We start from the raw sequence: 15,130 nt of genomic DNA, 5'->3' as shown, positions 1-15,130 counted from the left end.
TCGACCAGCAGCGGCAGCGGATCCGACGCGGTCACATGCTCCCGCAGCGGAAACCGCGCCAGCACGGCGTCCACCTCCGGCGTCAACGCCGCGGCGTAGCGCTCGGCCACCGGGGTCGTGTCGTCGAGGAGCTTCTTCGCCGTCTCCCGCAGCAGGGTGCGCTGCGGGCCGCGCGGCGCGCGGGCGGCCGCCTTCTCGTGGAGCAGGCCGCCCTCCTCCAGGACCAGTCCCGGGTCGATCCCCGCCGGGATCTTGATCTCGGCGGCGCGGCGCCAGGTGGTGATCGGGTCGCTCCAGGCCTCCACGGTGAAGGTCCAGCGGCCCATGGCCTCCAGCGTCACGTCCGCGCCCCAGCGGTCGCTGCCGGGGGCGAGCTCCCGCATCGGCGTCCAGGGTCCGCGGCCGCCCTCCGGGCTCTTGAGGACCACGTTGGCCGCGACGGCGTCGTGACCCTCGCGGAACACCGTCGCGGAGATCCGCACCGTCTCACCGACCACGGCTTTCGCCGGCCGTCTGCCGCACTCCACACGCGGTTCGACGTCCCGCACCGGGATCCGGCCGATCGCCCTGGTGGACTTCACCTCTGTACCTCCGCTGACTGAAAATTGCTTCGTTCGCCCGGTGTTGGGCGAGGGACCTGCTCCGCCGCGGGCGGCTACGTCTCCGCGGGCAGGCAGGGGAGGGGACGCGTCACGGTGAGCCGTGCGGCGCCGTTCCTCAGACTCGTGCCCCGGCGCTCGCGGTGGCGGGCGGCCGTGCCGGCGCGCAGATACTGCTCCGCGGCGTCCGCGGCCTCCCTGGCGCACCGCTTGCCCATCAGCACGCACAGCGTGTATCCGCAGTCCTCGAAGGCGGCCCGCGCGGTGCGGTCCTCGGGGTGCGCGAGCATGGCCCGCTCCCAGGACCGGAAACTGCGCAGGGTTCTGGCGACTTCGGTCTTCGCTGGTTGCAGCATCGCGCTGTTCACCTTCCGGGAGTTCACGAGGTACGCCGCTCGAGACGAGCGGGTCGGCCCTTTCCGCAGAGGTGCGAAAACGTCCAACCTCCCGAGGCCTTCACTTATGGTGCACGGCGCATCACCCAACGTCCTGTTGGATCTTGATTGTGGTGCGCTCGTGTTGCACGAATGGCGTAGCAACCCCACTGTGGTTGTGACTCTGAAGCGATTACCGCTCACGCTTCGTGTCCATGGCCCCTCCGTCGGGCCGACCGGAGCGGAGCCTCGCCGGTGAGGAGCGAACGAGATGAAGACCGCAGTCCCCTGCTACTACCACCTCGATGTGGACGTCAGCCCGGAACGCGTAGGACAGGTCGGGCGCATCCTGGCCGCACACCTGAACCACTGGGACCTCCAGACGCTCGTCGAGCCGGTCTGCCGCGGCGCCGGGATGCTGCTCGAGGCCATCGACGAGCACGCCACCGACAAGCACACGTCGATCGAGATGTGGTGGAACGGCCAGCATCTGATCACGGCCCTCGGGGGCGACGACCGTCATCTGCGCCCCGACCGGCACCTTCGGGCCTGCCTGGAGCGCATCGCCGCCATGAGCGACGGCTGGGGGTGCTGCTCCACCGACGCCGGCGGCAAGGTCATCTGGTTCTCCCAGCGGGCCCGCTCGGGCGAGCGCAAGCCGCTGGTGCCGACCGCGCCGTCGCCGAACCTGCGCGAGGGGCGCAAGGTGCCCCGCGCGCTGCCGGTGGCCGTCGTCGCCCCGGCCGCCGAGGAACCGCGCGTGCCGGCGGGGGCCCGGTGACGTCACGGAGCCGTCGGACGGATCGCCGTGCAGGGGTGCCCGCCTGGAGCGGGCACCCCTACCCGCTGGGCGCCGACTTCGACGGGCAGGGGACCAACTTCGCGCTCTTCAGCGAGGTCGCCGAACGCGTCGACCTCGTCCTCGTGGACGACGACGGCGCTGCCCACGACGTCCCGCTGACCGAGGTCGACGGCTTCGTCCGGCACGCGTACCTGCCCGGCGTCGGCCCCGGGCAGCGGTACGGCTACCGGGTGCACGGGCCGTGGAACCCTTCCTGCGGCCACCGGTGCAACCCGGCGAAGCTGCTCCTGGACCCCTACGCGCGGGCCGTCGACGGCCAGATCGACAACGACGCCTCGCTGTTCGAACGGGCCGGCGACCGCCCCGACCCGGCGGACAGCTCCGGGCACACGCTGCTGGGCGTGGTCACCGATCCCGCGTTCGACTGGGGCGAGGACGCACCGCCCCGCCGCCCGTACGCCGACACGGTGATCTACGAGGCCCATGTGCGGGGCCTGACCCGGACCCACCCCGACGTCCCGCCCGCACTGCGCGGCACCTACGCCGGGCTCGCCCACCCCGCGGTGACCGGGCACCTGACCTCGCTGGGCGTGACGGCGGTCGAGCTGATGCCTGTGCACCAGTACGTGCAGGACGGCGTGCTGCGGGACCGGGGCCTGTCCAACTACTGGGGCTACAACACCATCGGCTTCTTCGCCCCGCACAACGACTACGCCGACGGCATCCGCGGCCGTCAGGTCGCCGAGTTCAAGGGCATGGTCAAGGCGCTGCACGCGGCCGGGCTCGAGGTGATCCTCGACGTGGTCTACAACCACACCGCCGAGGGCAACGAGAAGGGCCCCACGCTCTCCTTCCGGGGGATCGACAACGCCTCCTACTACCGGCTCGTGGACGGCGACTGGGCGCACTACTACGACACCACCGGCACCGGCAACAGCCTGCTCATGCGGCACCCGCACGTACTGCAACTGATCATGGACTCGCTGCGCTACTGGGTGACGGAGATGCATGTCGACGGCTTCCGCTTCGACCTCGCGGCCACGTTGGCCCGGCAGTTCCACGAGGTGGACCGGCTGTCGGCGTTCTTCGACCTCATCCAGCAGGACCCGGTGATCAGCCGCGTCAAACTCATCGCCGAACCGTGGGACGTCGGCGAGGGCGGCTACCAGGTGGGCAACTTCCCGCCCCTGTGGTCGGAGTGGAACGGCCGCTACCGTGACGCCGTACGCGACTTCTGGCGCGCCGAGCCCGGCTCGCTGGGCGAGTTCGCCTCCCGCCTGACCGGCTCCTCCGACCTGTACGCCCCCAGCAGACGCCGCCCCCGCGCCGGCGTCAACTTCGTCACCGCGCACGACGGGTTCACCCTGCGCGACCTGGTCTCGTACAACGACAAGCACAACGAGGCCAACGGCGAGGACAACCGGGACGGCGAGAGCGACAACCGCTCCTGGAACTGCGGCGTCGAGGGGCCCACGGAGCGCCCGGAGGTCCTCGCTCTGCGGGCCCGGCAGCAGCGCAACCTGCTCGCCACCCTGCTGCTCTCGCAGGGCATTCCGATGCTCTCCCACGGCGACGAGCTCGGCCGCACCCAGGGCGGCAACAACAACGCCTACTGCCAGGACAACGAAGTGTCCTGGACGGACTGGCGGTTGTCCGACGAACAGCACGCCCTCACCGCCTTCTGCCGGCGGCTGATCGCCCTGCGCGCCGATCATCCGGTGCTGCGGCGGCGGCGCTTCTTCCGCGGCGAGACGGTCACCCACGTCGGGCAGCCGCTGCCCGACCTGGTGTGGCTGCGGCCCGACGCGGACGAGATGACGGACCGCGACTGGCTGCGCCCGGACGCGCACAGCGTCGGCGTCTTCCTCAACGGCGACGCCATCGCCGAACCCGGCCCGTGCGGCGGGCCCGTCGTGGACGACTCGTTCCTGCTGCTGTTCAACGGCTACTGGGAGCCGGTCGCCTTCCGGCTGCCCGACGCCGCCTACGGCGAGCGCTGGACGGTGCGCGCCGACACCGCGGAGCCGGACGGCGGTCCGGACGAGACGGAGTACAAGGCGGGCGCGGAGATCACGCTGGAGTCCCGCAGCCTCCTCGTGCTGACCCGGCCGCCGCGCCGTTCCTAGCCGTCCGTGGCGGACTTCGGGACCCGGGGGACCGGGCGGGCGCTCAGCGTTCGCGGCGCGAGGTGACCGTGAACTGGGCCCCGTCCGGGTCCCGCAGGACCGCTTCCTCGGCGTTCTCGAGCAGGACCGAGCCGCCGTGCTTCTCCGCGGCGCGTGCGCAGGCCGACACGTCCGCCACGGCGAAGTGGACCTGCCAGTGCGGGCGGATCGTCGGGTCCGGAGCCGCCTCCAGCGCGCCGGACTCGATCCGTGCGACGACGTCGCCGCGGTTGCGCAGCCAGACCTCGCCGGACTCGTAGTGGACCTCGCAGGCGCCGGGGCGGTCGGTGGCCCAGTCGAGGATCTCGCCGTAGAAGATCGCGGAGTCGAAGGCGTCGCGGGTGTGCAGCCTGATGAAGGCGGGCGCCGCCTGCCGCCACGCCTCCCAGTTGCCGATCAGCTCGCCCTCCCAGATGCCGAAGGTCGCGCCGTCCCGGTCGGCCAGCAGCGCCGCCCGGCCCGGCGGGAGCGAGATGGGCCCGACGGCCACCGTCCCGCCCCGCTCGCGGGCCCGGGAGGCGGCCTCGTCGGCGCTCGGCACCGCGAAGTACGGCGTCCACGCGACCGCCATCTGCCACATCGAGGCGACCGCCGCGATCCCCGCGACCGGCACACCGCCGACCAGAGCGGTGCGGAAGTGGTCGCCCAGCGTTCCGCGGAGCCACTTCCAGCCCAGCACGGCGCTGTAGAAGTCCTGGGTGGCCTCGAGGTCACGGCTGGTCAGGCTCACCCAGCAGGGAGCGCCGAACACGGAGTGCGTGGAGACGGCGCCCCGGGCGCCGGGGGCGGATGTCGGACGACGGTTCATGGCGCTCGCGTTCCTGGTCTCTCGGCGGGCGGGTCTCCCGGCGGGCGGGATCTGCCACCAGTGTCCGGCCGACCCGGCCCGGGCCGCCTGCCGAGCGGGCCGGCGGTGGCACGATGGGACGAGGGGACGAGTACCGCGCACCTCCCGTGACGAAACGGCCCGGATCTTCGCGCTTCAGGAGGAGGCCGAGCAGCTCAAGGAGGCCGTCTCCGCCCACGCCGTGGTCGACCAGGCCATCGCAGTGCTCGTGGCGCTGGGGCGGATGACGCCCGAGGAGGGGCGGGCCGTGCTGAGACAGGTCTCCCAGCACACCAAGGTCAAGCTGCGCGGCGTGGCCGAGCCGATCCTCCTGTGGGGGCGCCGGGGAGAGTTGCCCGCGGACATCCGGGCCGAGCTGGAGGACGTCCTGGACCGGCACGGCCCCACCCCGGTCCCGGGCGCCCTCGCCGGGGTAGACACGCTCTTTCCGCCCGGCGGGGCCGGAACGGCCGGGTCCGCCGTCGCGCCGCCGTCAGTCGCCGTTCTCGGCGCCGATCTCCTCGCGCAGCCGCTCGAAGCAGCCGCTGAGCAGGCGGGAGACGTGCATCTGGGAGATGCCGAGCTGCTCCGCGATGCGGCTCTGCGTCATCCCCACGAAAAAGCGCAGGTACAGGATGGTCCGTTCGCGTTCCGGCAGGGCACGCAGACAGGGCGCCGCGGCCACCCGGTCGACGACCGTGTCGTAGCCGGGGTCGGGGTCGCCGAGCGCGTCCTCGAGGGCGTAGCCGTCGGTGCCGGGCAGCTCGGCCTCCAGCGACAGCGCGGTGAAGCACTCCAGCGCCTCGGCGCCGGTGCGCACCTCGTCCTCGGTCAGCTGGGCGTGTGCGGCGATCTCGGCGATCGTCGGCGGGCGGCCGGGAATGGTCTGGGACAGCTCCTTGCCGGCGTGCCGCACCCGGTTGCGCAGGTCCTGGACCCGGCGCGGTACGTGCAGTGTCCACATGTGGTCGCGGAAGTGCCGTTTGATCTCGCCGGTGATCGTGGGCACCGCGTACGCCTCGAAGGCGCGACCGCGCTCCGGGTCGTAGTGGTCGACGGCCTTGACGAGCCCCAGCGCCGCGACCTGGTACAGGTCCTCGAGCGCCTCGCCGCGGCCGCGGAAGCGGATGGCGATCCGCTCGGCCATAGGTAGCCAGAGTTCGACCAGTTCGTCCCTGAGCGCCCGGCGCTCAGGCCCCTCGGGCAGACCGGCGAGTCGGGCGAAGGACTCGCCCGTGTCCGGGGCGTCGTCATGGGGGTGCTGCTTGGTTCGAACGGTGGCGCGCATCACGCGCACCTCCCTCAGGCAGGATGCCGGTGAAAAGGGGGACACCGTGGGAATCGCCTACTCGGACGGATGCGGGCACACCCGGGGCCGGCCGCTGCGGCGGGTCCCACGGACGTGCCTCCTGTCCGAAGCACTTACCCGTAGTTTCCCCCGTTCGAGTTCCTTGAAACCGATTTGTCCTCTTTGCTGCTTATTCTCCGAGTGCTGCGCGCCCATCGCCGAGTGCTGCGCGCCCGGCGGCGTCCAGCAGGTGTCCGGACGGCGGCTGCGGGCCGGTCCGACCGTGCCCGGCTGCGCGGGGCACCGAGGTCGGGCTGCTGCGCATGGCGGGAGCGGCGCGCACCGCTCGCGGGACGGCGCGTCGCCCGTCCGGACGCCGCCGACCGGGTGGCCCCCCGCGCTCGCCGTCACCTGCGCAGGGCTCACGCCCGCCTTCGGCGGCGCCAGGGCGTCCATGGGCTCGGCCTCGCGTCCGGGAGGCCGAAGGCGGGCCGGCCCGCTGATCTTGTCCGGGAAGTGATGTGCGGCACGCCGTCGGCAAGCCCTTTCGGGTGTCGTCGGCGGATAGTGCCTGCGCACGGCTTGATCAGCGATCAAAGGGGGTGAAGCCCCTGGCCACAGCGCATTCCGCTCATTTGACAGTGCGATCGGCGCACGGATAGGAAGCAGCCGGTAGAAGTCGAGAGGTGCACCGTGTACGAGCCGAACGTGGTCGGGGACTGGCAGGAGTACGACGAGCATGCCGGTCTGCGGGTCCGCGTCCACCGCCTGGAGCAGAGCGAGCCGCCGCGGGGGCGCGACGACGCAGCCGAGGGGCTGACGTACTTCTGTCTGCGGGTGACGGTCGAGAACCGCGGCGACGGCCACTCCACGATCCACCTCGAGGACGGTCAGATCGACGTGCGGCTCGGCCCGGACGGCGAGAGCGCGTTCATCGACTGGCGCAACTCGCAGTTCATCGAGGGCTTCGACGTCTACCCGCTGCGCCGGGCCACCGCCGTGCTGTACGCGGCGGGAGCCGAGGCCTCCCTGAAGCAGGTCGACGTCCAGATCCAGCTGCGGGTGGACGACGACTGGGCCGACCGCCGGCTGTGGAGCGGGGGCATCGGACTCCAGGAGGGCTCGGGCGGCGTCGCGACCGGCGTGGCCCGCGAGAGCCTGGCCCGCCAGGTCAGCAACTTCCTGCGCGACCAGGCCGAAGAGGGCACCGCCTGACGGCGGCCGCCCTCCGCGCCGGTCGCCGCCGCGCGCTCTTGGGCGGCCGAGCGGTCAGTGCGGGATGCCGTCGATGATCTCGCGGGCGCCCTGACGCAGCAGCGCCACCGCCACCGACGTGCCGAGGGTCGCCGGGTCGAGCCGGCCCGCCCACTCGTGGGCGTTCAGCCGGGTCTTGCCGTCCGGTGTGAACACACAGGCCCGAAGGGACAGTTCACCGCTGCGGTCGACCCGCGCGAAACCCGCGATCGGACTGTTGCAGTGGCCTTGGAGCACATGCAGGAACATGCGTTCCGCCGTGGCCTCCCGGTGGGTCGCAGGATCGCCCAGCGCGCTGACCGCGTCGATGAGGTCCGTGTCGCCCTCGCGGCACTGCAGGGCGAGGATGCCCGCGCCGATGGGCGGCATCATCGTCTCCGTCGACAGCACCTCGCTGATCACGTCCTGCCGGCCGATGCGCTCCAGGCCCGACACCGCGAGCAGCAGCGCGTCCGCCTCGCCCGCGGCGAGCTTCTCCAGCCGCCGGTTGGCGTTGCCGCGGAACGGCACGCACTCCAGGTGCGGGTGGGTGGCGGCGAGCTGGGCGATCCGGCGCACCGACGAGGTGCCGACGCACGTCCCGTCCGGCAGCTCGTCCAGGGTGAGGCCGCCGGGGTGGATCAGGGCGTCACGGATGTCGTCGCGCCGCAGGAACGCGGCGAACACCGTGCCCGCGGGCAGCGGCCGGTCGGCGGGGACGTCCTTGACGCAGTGCACCGCGAGGTCGGCCTCGCCCGCCAGCAGCGCGGCGTCGACCTCCTTGGTGAACGCGCCCTTCCCCTCGACCTGGGACAGGTCTCCCATCCACTTGTCGCCGGTCGTCCTCACGGGCACGACCTCGGTGCGCACACCGGGGTACAGAGTGGTCAACTCCGCGCGTACCCGCTCCACTTGGGCCAGGGCCATGGGCGAGTCGCGGGAGACGATGCGGATCAGTTCCGGAACGGACATGCGGGACACGATAGACCCTCGCGACTCATGCCCCGCTAAACTCGCGCTTTCTCCCGGCGTCTTCGCCGGGTGTCAAGGGCTCACTTTCAGACTGAAGCGCCGCTTGTCCGCGCCGAGGGCTCCACGCCGGGCGTAGAAGCGGATCGCCCCCTCGTTCCAGACGGGCGTCTGCCACTGCACCTCGGCCAGTCCCCGGTTTCGGGCCTCGGCCGCGACCGCGTCCATCAGCAGGGCGCCGACGCCCAGACCCCGGTGGTCGGGCGCCAGGAAGAGACAGTCCATGTGCAGGTATTCGCGGCCCTCCCAGGTGGAGAGTTCGGGCGCGCAGGTGGCGTAGCCGACGATCCGGCCGTCGGGAAGTTCGGCGACCAGACAGCACAGGCGGGGCGCCGCCGCATCGAAGAGAAGTCCCGCCAGGCGCTGGGCGAGGCCGGGCGCGGGCGGGTCGGCACGCTCGTACTCGGCGTGCTGGGCCATCAGTTCGGCGACCCGCGGCAGATCGGCCCGTTCGGCGGGCCGCACCCGGGCGGCGATCACCTGACCGCCCCCTCGGCCGTGCCCGCCCTCATCGGATGCCGGGCGGGGCGGTGCGGCGCCTGCGCGGGTATCGCCGCGGGGATTTCCTCATGAAGATCCATCCGGTCATCATGCCCGCCCGGACGGCCCCGGACGCCATATCCGGGGCCGAACCCTGCCGGTGCGGTCATGCGTTGGGGTCGAAGGCGACGCCGGAGGGCAGCGCCTTCGCCAGGTGGCCGGCGAAGCTGTCGTCCCGCAGGCCGAAGTGGGCGCTGCCGAAGTCGTAGGAGACCAGCTTGTCCCGCAGGCCCGCCGGATAGCCGTTCCAGCCGACCAGCGGCGGGTACTGCCAGACGCCCCGGTGGTTCTCCGGCGGTTCGTCGCCGGGGCCGGCGATCCGGAAGCAGTGCGTGGTGATGCCGTCCTTGTGGTAGACGACCTTCGCGTGGGCGCCCTCGAAGCGGACCGAGGACGCCGGGTGCACGGTGAACGAGCCGTGGTTGGACGTCGAGACGTACTGGACCCGGCCGTTCTGCACCCAGACCACGACGTGTTCCCAGTCGTGCCGGTGCCCGCCGAGGCTGATGCCCGGGATGGCCTGGTCCTTCTCGAAGTACAGACCGTAGAGGTAGGCGCACCAGCCGTTGTTGCACTTGTAGCGCGAGTACGTGTTGGTGGAGGCGAGGTCAGACGCGTCGCGGCAGTTGCCGTTGAGGGCCCCCGTCGGCTTCAGCCCACCGTTGATCGTGCCGTCCGGGCCGATCGCGGCGGTGGAGTAGCACCCGTCGGTGTCGTAGTCGAAGGCGGGCTGGTACGCCAGCTCGTCGGCCTCGGCGTTCTGCGGCAGGGCCGGGGGAGGGGCGGCGAAGGCGGTGGCGGGGACGGCGAGGACGAGTGCGGCGGCGCCGGCGAGTCCGGTGAGCCATCTCCTGCGGTGGGCCTTGAACCTGCGTGCTGACACGGAGTTCTCCCTCGGTGTGCGGGCGCAGCCGAACGGCTGTGGGGGAAAAGGGAGTTCAGCTTCCTCGGTTTCGGCTTCCGCGCCAAGAGGCCCGCAGGAGGTCCGTGGTGCGGGACGGCCCGCGGCCGTACGGCGAGGGCGGCGTCCGCGACGGACGGCGGCCGTTCACCCCCGCCTGCGCTCTGCCGGGGTCAGGTGGAAGTGTCCGGAAGGTCGGCCGCCGACTCCTCCGGCGTCAGGTCCGGTCGCAGCTTCAGCCAGGACGGCTGGCGCAGCAGCCCGGCGCGGGTGCGGGTGCTGTAGCGGACCTCGCCGACCAGCCGGGGCACGACCCAGTGCGCGCCCGGCGCCGGCGGCACGGCGTCGAACGGGCAGACGCCGGTCTCGGCGGCCCGCAGCAGCGCGGCGAGTTCCGTGCGCTCGGCCTCGCTCCAGCCGGTGCCCACCCCGCCCACGTAGCGCAGCCCCGTCGCGGCGCGCTGCCCGACGAGGACGGCGCCGGGCAGTCCGGTCAGCCGGCCCTTGCCGGGGAGCCAGCCGCCCACGAGGACGTCCGCGACGCGCATGTTCCGGATCTTGATCCAGGACCGGGAGCGCACGCCGGGCTCGTACCGGGAGTCCAGCCGCTTGCACACCAGCCCCTCGAGGCCGTGCGCCCGGGTCGCCTCCAGCGCCTCGCGCCCGTGACCGACCAGCGCGCCGGGCGTCGACCAGCGGGGGCCGGTCAGCGCGAGCGCCTCGAGCCGGGCTCGGCGCCGCGTGTAGGGCAGGGTCAGCAGCGAGTGCTTGCCGAGATGCAGCACATCGAACAGGACGAGGTGCACGGGCGCCGTCGCGGCGAGCCGCGCGGCCTTTCCCGGCGCTCGCACCAGCCCCATGCGGGACTGCAGCGACTGGAAGTCGGCGCGGCCCTCGTCGTCCAGGGCGAGCACCTCCCCGTCCAGCACGGCGGGCGTGCGGCCGAGCGCCTCGCCCAGCGGCCACAGCTCCGGGTACGCCCCGGTGATGTCCTCGCCCGACCGGGCCCGCAGGACGACGCTCCCGTCGCCGGCGAGGTACACCACGGCCCGCTGGCCGTCCTGCTTGGTCTCGTAGGCCCACCGGGCGTCCTGGGCGGCGGGCGGCAGCCGGCCCGGGGTGGCGAGCATGGGGGCGATGCGGGGGAGGGTCACGGGTGAGTTCTGGACGCGCACGGACCGCCGCACGCGAAAGGCACGCCCGTTTCGCCTGATCGGCGCTGCGCGGTCATTTACTTGAGTTACGCAACAAGATGGTAACGTGGGTGCATGTCCACCGAGCCGCTCCCGCTGCCCTCCGCCGTGTCCCCGGAGGTGATCGAGATCGAGCGTGCGCTCACTCGCGTCACCTATCTGAGCACCCGAGCCCGCATGCACGAGCGGCTCATGGCGATCGCGGGCATCCCCCTGGACCGTGCGGCGATGGCCCTGCTGCGGCAGGTCGCCGACTCGGAGCCGCAGCGGCCGGGGGAGCTGGCCCAGCGCCTGGGCGTCGAGGCCTCTCACGTGACCCGCACCGTGCAGCAGCTCCAGAAGGCCGGATACGTCACCCGGGCTCCGGACCCCGACGACCGCCGCGCCCAGCGGATCCAGCTCACCGGCCCCGGCCGCGACGCCGTGGACCGCGCCCGCGAGGCCGGCGCCCGGGGATTGCAGCAGGCGCTGAACGGCTGGGACCGGGAGGATCTGGGGCGCCTCGCCGCCCTCTTCGACCGGATGGTCGACGACTTCCTCGCCCACGCCGCCGACGAGGAGGGCGAGCGGTCCGCGACGGCCCCCCACGGCTGACGCCGGGGCGGGCGGCCGGCCCCGCGGCGGTGGACGGCCGGAGCCGGCCGGGAGGCGAGCCACGGCCGATGCGCCGTGTCGCCCCACCGCGATGGGCGGCACGCGCACCGGGGCGGCAACCACGGTCGCACTGGGGCCAGTTGGCGCGACGCGCTGCGGCGACCCCGCCGCCGGACCCCCGTCTACCGTCCAGTAATGTCGGCCGCCAGGTCATCTGAGGAGGAACCGTGTCCAGGTCCGAACGCTCACCCCTGCTGCTGGCGGGCCTGCTGGCCACCGCAGGCGTCGCGCATTTCGCCGCGCCGCGCTCCTTCGACGCGACCGTCCCGCGCGCGCTGCCCGGCTCCCCCAGGGCCTGGACGTACGCGAGCGGCGTCGCCGAGCTGGCGCTGGCGGCCGGTGTGGCCCTCCCGCGGACCCGGAGGGCGGCGGCGCTGGCCACGGCCGCGTTCTTCGTCGGCGTCTTCCCCGCCAACGTCAAGATGGCGTGGGACTGGCGGCACCGTCCCACCGCGCTCAAGGCCGCCGCCGTCGGTCGCCTGCCTCTGCAGGCCCCCCTCGTCATGTGGGCCCGCAGCGTCGCGAACGGCACGGAGGGACGGGCATGAGCAAGGCTCCGGAGACGGGCGACCTGGTCGAGGACTTCGCCCTGCGGGACGAGACCGGCACGCCGCGCAGTCTGACCGACCTGCTCGCGGACGGGCCGGTCGTCCTCTTCTTCTACCCCGCCGCCCTGACCCCGGGCTGTACCGCCGAGGCCTGCCACTTCCGCGACCTCGCCGCGGAGTTCGCCGCCGTCGGGGCGCGGCCCGTCGGCGTCAGCGGGGACTCCGTCGAGCGCCAGCAGGAGTTCGCCGACCGGCACACCCTCGGGATGCCGCTGCTGTCCGACGAGGAGGGGACGGTCCGGGAGCTGTTCGGCGTGAAGCGCGGCTTCTCGCTGGCGCCGAACAAGCGGGTCACGTACGTCATCGGGCAGGACCGCACCGTCCTGGAGGTCGTGCGCAGTGAACTGCGCATGAACACCCACGCGGACCGCGCCCTCGAGGCGCTGCGCCGCCGGGCCTGACAGGGCTGCCGGGCCGGCCGGCGGGCGGGGCGCGGGGTCGCCGTCGCCCGGTGGCGGCCCGGGGAAGCGCCGTGGCCCGGAGCGGAAGACCCCGGGTACTCCCACCGGCCCGTCGCGGTTGATGCGCCGGGCCAAAGGGACCATTCTGGACGACATGGAGCAAGTCGTCGCTGCGGCGGTCATCGATGCCGACGGCGTCGTGGCGGCCTGGAGCGAGGGCGCTCGTCTGCTGACGGGCCATCCTGCCGAGGAGGCCGTGGGCCGGACGGCGGCCGACCTGCTCGCCGAGGACCTGCCGCGGCGGGCGGACGGACAGTGGACCGGCCCGGTCGTCGTGCGCCACCGCGACGGCCACCCCGTCACCCTCACCGTCACGGCCTGCCCGGTGATCGGCCCCGACGGCCGGCGCGCCGGGTACACGGTCAGCGCCGAGCGGCCCGCCGCCCCGGAGCCGACCCTGGCCGGGCAGGCCTTCCAGCAGGCCTCCATGTCGATGTCCGTCTTCGACGCCCAGCAGCACTATCTGCGGCTGAACGAGGTCGCCTGCAAGGTCATGGGCGTCCCGGAGGACGTCCTGCTGGGCCGCCACTTCCCCGACACCGTCCAGGAGGCCGAGCACAGCCGGGGATTCAACTGGCACCTGCGCCACGTCGCCGAGACCGGCCGCCCGATCCGCTACGAGAGCTTCACCGGGGCCCCTTCCCTCAATCGCGAGCACGCCTGGACCACCGAGATGTGGCCCGTGCGGGACACCTCCGGAGCGGTCGCCGGAGTCGCCCTGGCCGCGTTCGACAGCACCGAGCAGTACCTCGCCCGCCAGCGGCTGACCCTGCTGAACGAGGCCGCGGCCTCCATCGGGACGACCCTCGACGTGGTGCGCACCGCCGAGGAGGTGGTCGAGCTCCTCGTCCCGCGGTTCGCCGACTTCGTCAGCGTCGACCTGCTGGACTGGGTGCTGGGCGTCGACGAGCCGCCGCCCGTCCCGACCGGCGAGGTCGTGCTGCGCCGGGTCGCACACGGCTCCGCCCACGAGGGCACCCCCGAGGCGGCCGTCCGGCTGGGCGACACCGACGTCCATCCGCCCTTCAGCCCGCCCGCCCGAGCCCTCCGGGAGGGGCGTGCCGTCCGCATCCAGGCGGGCGAGCCCGATTTCATGCTCTGGCTCGTCGAACGCAACGCGCGCGCTCCCGCGGGCAGCCGCTTCCGCAGCGGGGTCCACTCGGTGATCTCGGTGCCCCTGCGGGCCCGGGGCACCACCCTGGGCGTCCTGGTCGGCGTCCGCATCGCGCATCCCGACGACTACGAGGACGACGACGCCGTCTTCGCCGAGGAGCTCGCCAGCCGGGCCGCGGTCTGCGTCGACAACGCCCGCCGCTTCGCCCGCGAACGCACCACCGCCCTCGCCCTCCAGCACAGCCTGCTGCCCCGCGGCCTGCCCGGGCAGGCCGCCGTCGAGGTGGCCCACCGCTATCTGCCCAGCGGGTCCACGGCCGGCATCGGCGGCGACTGGTTCGACGTCATCCCGCTGTCCGGCAGCCGGGTCGCCCTGGTCGTGGGCGACGTCGTCGGCCACGGCATTCCTTCGTCGGCGACCATGGGACGGCTCTGCATGGCCGTGCGCACCCTGGCCGACGTGGATCTGCCGCCCGACGAACTGCTCACGCACCTCGACGACCTCGTCACCCACCTGGCGGCCTACGACGAGGGCGGCGACGATGTCGCCGAGCTCGGCGCCACCTGCCTCTACGCCGTCTACGACCCTGTCAGCCGCCGTCTCACCGCTGCCGCCGCCGGCCACCCCGCACCCGCCGTCGTCCTGCCCGACGGCAGCACGCGACCGGTCCCCATGACGCCCGGTCCTCCACTCGGCGTGGGCGGCCTGCCCTTCGAGGCCGTCGAGCTCGAACTGCCCGAGGGTTCCGTCGTCGCCCTCTACACGGACGGTCTGATCGAGGGCCGCGACCGCGACGTGGACCGTGCCACCGCTGAACTGTGCAGCGCCCTGACCGCGCCGACCGCCTCGCTCGACGCGCTCTGCGACAGTGTGCTGAAGGCGGTCCTGCCGGAGGAGCCCGGCGACGACGTCGCCCTGCTGCTCGCCCGGACCCGCGCCCTCGGCGCCGACCGGGTCGCGACCTGGGACGTCGACCCCGACCCCGTGCATGTGGCCGAGACCCGGCAGGCGGCCACCCGGCAACTGGCCGCCTGGGGTCTGGAGGACGCCGCCTTCGTCACCGAACTCGTGGTCAGCGAACTCGTCACCAACGCCATCCGCTACGGCGCCCCGCCCATCCGGCTGCGTCTGATCCGCGACCGCAGCCTCATCTGCGAGGTCTCCGACGGCAGCTCCACCTCGCCCCATCTGCGCCGCGCCCACGCCTTCGACGAGGGCGGCCGCGGCCTGCTGCTCGTCGCGCAGCTCACCCAGCGCTGGGGCAGCCGGCAGACCGACCGGGGCAAGACGATCTGGGCGGAGCAGTCGCTCGACCCCGGCTGACGCGGTGGGCATCCGGCCTC

The 15,130-nt window shown here is 73.1% G+C and carries 15 protein-coding genes and 1 pseudogene; 8 read left to right on the top strand and 8 right to left on the bottom strand.

Annotation, left to right across the window (positions count from 1 at the left end; translation table 11 throughout):
* Window positions 1–581 (bottom strand): maltotransferase domain-containing protein (locus ACH4ZA_RS32200; RefSeq protein WP_398432767.1); only part of this gene is annotated, 581 nt, incomplete at its 3' end.
* Window positions 582–655: 74 nt separating this feature from the next.
* Window positions 656–955, bottom strand: a complete 300-nt coding sequence (locus tag ACH4ZA_RS32195) for a DUF5133 domain-containing protein (protein WP_351688543.1) — start codon at window positions 953–955, stop codon at window positions 656–658.
* Window positions 956–1,244: 289 nt separating this feature from the next.
* On the opposite strand from ACH4ZA_RS32195, the gene ACH4ZA_RS32190 reads away from it, so the two are divergent.
* Together ACH4ZA_RS32190 and glgX are read left to right on the top strand one after the other, a co-directional pair.
* A complete protein-coding gene (locus ACH4ZA_RS32190) occupies window positions 1,245–1,754 on the top strand; it encodes a pep a2 (RefSeq protein ID WP_398432766.1) in 510 nt (169 codons plus the stop codon).
* 35 nt (window positions 1,755–1,789) lie between these two features.
* Window positions 1,790–3,901 carry a glycogen debranching protein GlgX gene (glgX, locus tag ACH4ZA_RS32185; RefSeq protein WP_398432765.1) on the top strand — a complete coding sequence of 704 codons (2,112 nt, stop codon included), beginning with the start codon at window positions 1,790–1,792 and terminating at the stop codon, window positions 3,899–3,901.
* A 43-nt stretch (window positions 3,902–3,944) separates the two neighbouring features.
* Here the strand turns inward: glgX and ACH4ZA_RS32180 are convergent, their stop codons facing one another.
* On the bottom strand, window positions 3,945–4,748 hold the full coding sequence (locus ACH4ZA_RS32180) for a VOC family protein (protein WP_351687719.1): 804 nt from the start codon (window positions 4,746–4,748) through the stop codon (window positions 3,945–3,947).
* A gap of 163 nt (window positions 4,749–4,911) precedes the next feature.
* Between ACH4ZA_RS32180 and ACH4ZA_RS32175 the strand changes: the two are divergent.
* Window positions 4,912–5,190: pseudogene (locus ACH4ZA_RS32175) on the top strand (ANTAR domain-containing protein); the annotation flags it as partial.
* 69 nt (window positions 5,191–5,259) lie between these two features.
* Here ACH4ZA_RS32175 and ACH4ZA_RS32170 read toward each other — a convergent pair.
* On the bottom strand, window positions 5,260–6,054 hold the full coding sequence (locus ACH4ZA_RS32170) for an RNA polymerase sigma factor SigF (protein WP_398432764.1): 795 nt from the start codon (window positions 6,052–6,054) through the stop codon (window positions 5,260–5,262).
* A 693-nt stretch (window positions 6,055–6,747) separates the two neighbouring features.
* On the opposite strand from ACH4ZA_RS32170, the gene ACH4ZA_RS32165 reads away from it, so the two are divergent.
* Window positions 6,748–7,269, top strand: coding sequence for a hypothetical protein (locus ACH4ZA_RS32165; protein WP_398432763.1), 522 nt, complete (start codon window positions 6,748–6,750; stop codon window positions 7,267–7,269).
* A gap of 54 nt (window positions 7,270–7,323) precedes the next feature.
* Here ACH4ZA_RS32165 and hemC read toward each other — a convergent pair whose 3' ends face one another.
* From hemC to ACH4ZA_RS32145, 4 genes are all read right to left on the bottom strand, one after another.
* Entirely contained in the window at window positions 7,324–8,259 is a 936-nt protein-coding gene (hemC, locus tag ACH4ZA_RS32160) for a hydroxymethylbilane synthase (RefSeq protein ID WP_398432762.1), read from the bottom strand.
* Between the two features lie 72 nt (window positions 8,260–8,331).
* Window positions 8,332–8,796 (bottom strand): GNAT family N-acetyltransferase, encoded by a 465-nt coding sequence (locus ACH4ZA_RS32155; RefSeq protein ID WP_398432761.1) that lies wholly within the window; start codon window positions 8,794–8,796, stop codon window positions 8,332–8,334.
* 166 nt (window positions 8,797–8,962) lie between these two features.
* On the bottom strand, window positions 8,963–9,739 hold the full coding sequence (locus ACH4ZA_RS32150) for an NPP1 family protein (protein ID WP_398432760.1): 777 nt from the start codon (window positions 9,737–9,739) through the stop codon (window positions 8,963–8,965).
* A gap of 191 nt (window positions 9,740–9,930) precedes the next feature.
* A complete protein-coding gene (locus tag ACH4ZA_RS32145) occupies window positions 9,931–10,911 on the bottom strand; it encodes an ATP-dependent DNA ligase (RefSeq protein ID WP_398432759.1) in 981 nt (326 codons plus the stop codon).
* A 114-nt stretch (window positions 10,912–11,025) separates the two neighbouring features.
* Here ACH4ZA_RS32145 and ACH4ZA_RS32140 point away from each other — a divergent pair, with 114 nt between their 5' ends.
* The 4 genes from ACH4ZA_RS32140 (at window position 11,026) to ACH4ZA_RS32125 (ending at window position 15,110) form a co-directional block, all read left to right on the top strand.
* A complete protein-coding gene (locus ACH4ZA_RS32140; RefSeq protein ID WP_398432758.1) occupies window positions 11,026–11,544 on the top strand; it encodes a MarR family winged helix-turn-helix transcriptional regulator in 519 nt (172 codons plus the stop codon).
* Window positions 11,545–11,771: 227 nt separating this feature from the next.
* On the top strand, window positions 11,772–12,152 hold the full coding sequence (locus tag ACH4ZA_RS32135) for a MauE/DoxX family redox-associated membrane protein (RefSeq protein ID WP_398432757.1): 381 nt from the start codon (window positions 11,772–11,774) through the stop codon (window positions 12,150–12,152).
* Complete coding sequence (locus ACH4ZA_RS32130; RefSeq protein WP_398432756.1) at window positions 12,149–12,613, top strand: peroxiredoxin; 465 nt, start codon at window positions 12,149–12,151, stop codon at window positions 12,611–12,613. Before ACH4ZA_RS32135 ends, ACH4ZA_RS32130 begins: the two co-directional genes overlap by 4 nt.
* A gap of 154 nt (window positions 12,614–12,767) precedes the next feature.
* Complete coding sequence (locus ACH4ZA_RS32125; protein ID WP_398432755.1) at window positions 12,768–15,110, top strand: SpoIIE family protein phosphatase; 2,343 nt, start codon at window positions 12,768–12,770, stop codon at window positions 15,108–15,110.
* Window positions 15,111–15,130 lie beyond the last annotated feature (20 nt).

The sequence above is a fragment of the Streptomyces sp. NPDC020597 genome, from assembly GCF_044335095.1.
GTDB lineage: Bacteria > Actinomycetota > Actinomycetes > Streptomycetales > Streptomycetaceae > Streptomyces.
This window is presented reverse-complemented; position numbering and strand designations above follow the sequence as displayed.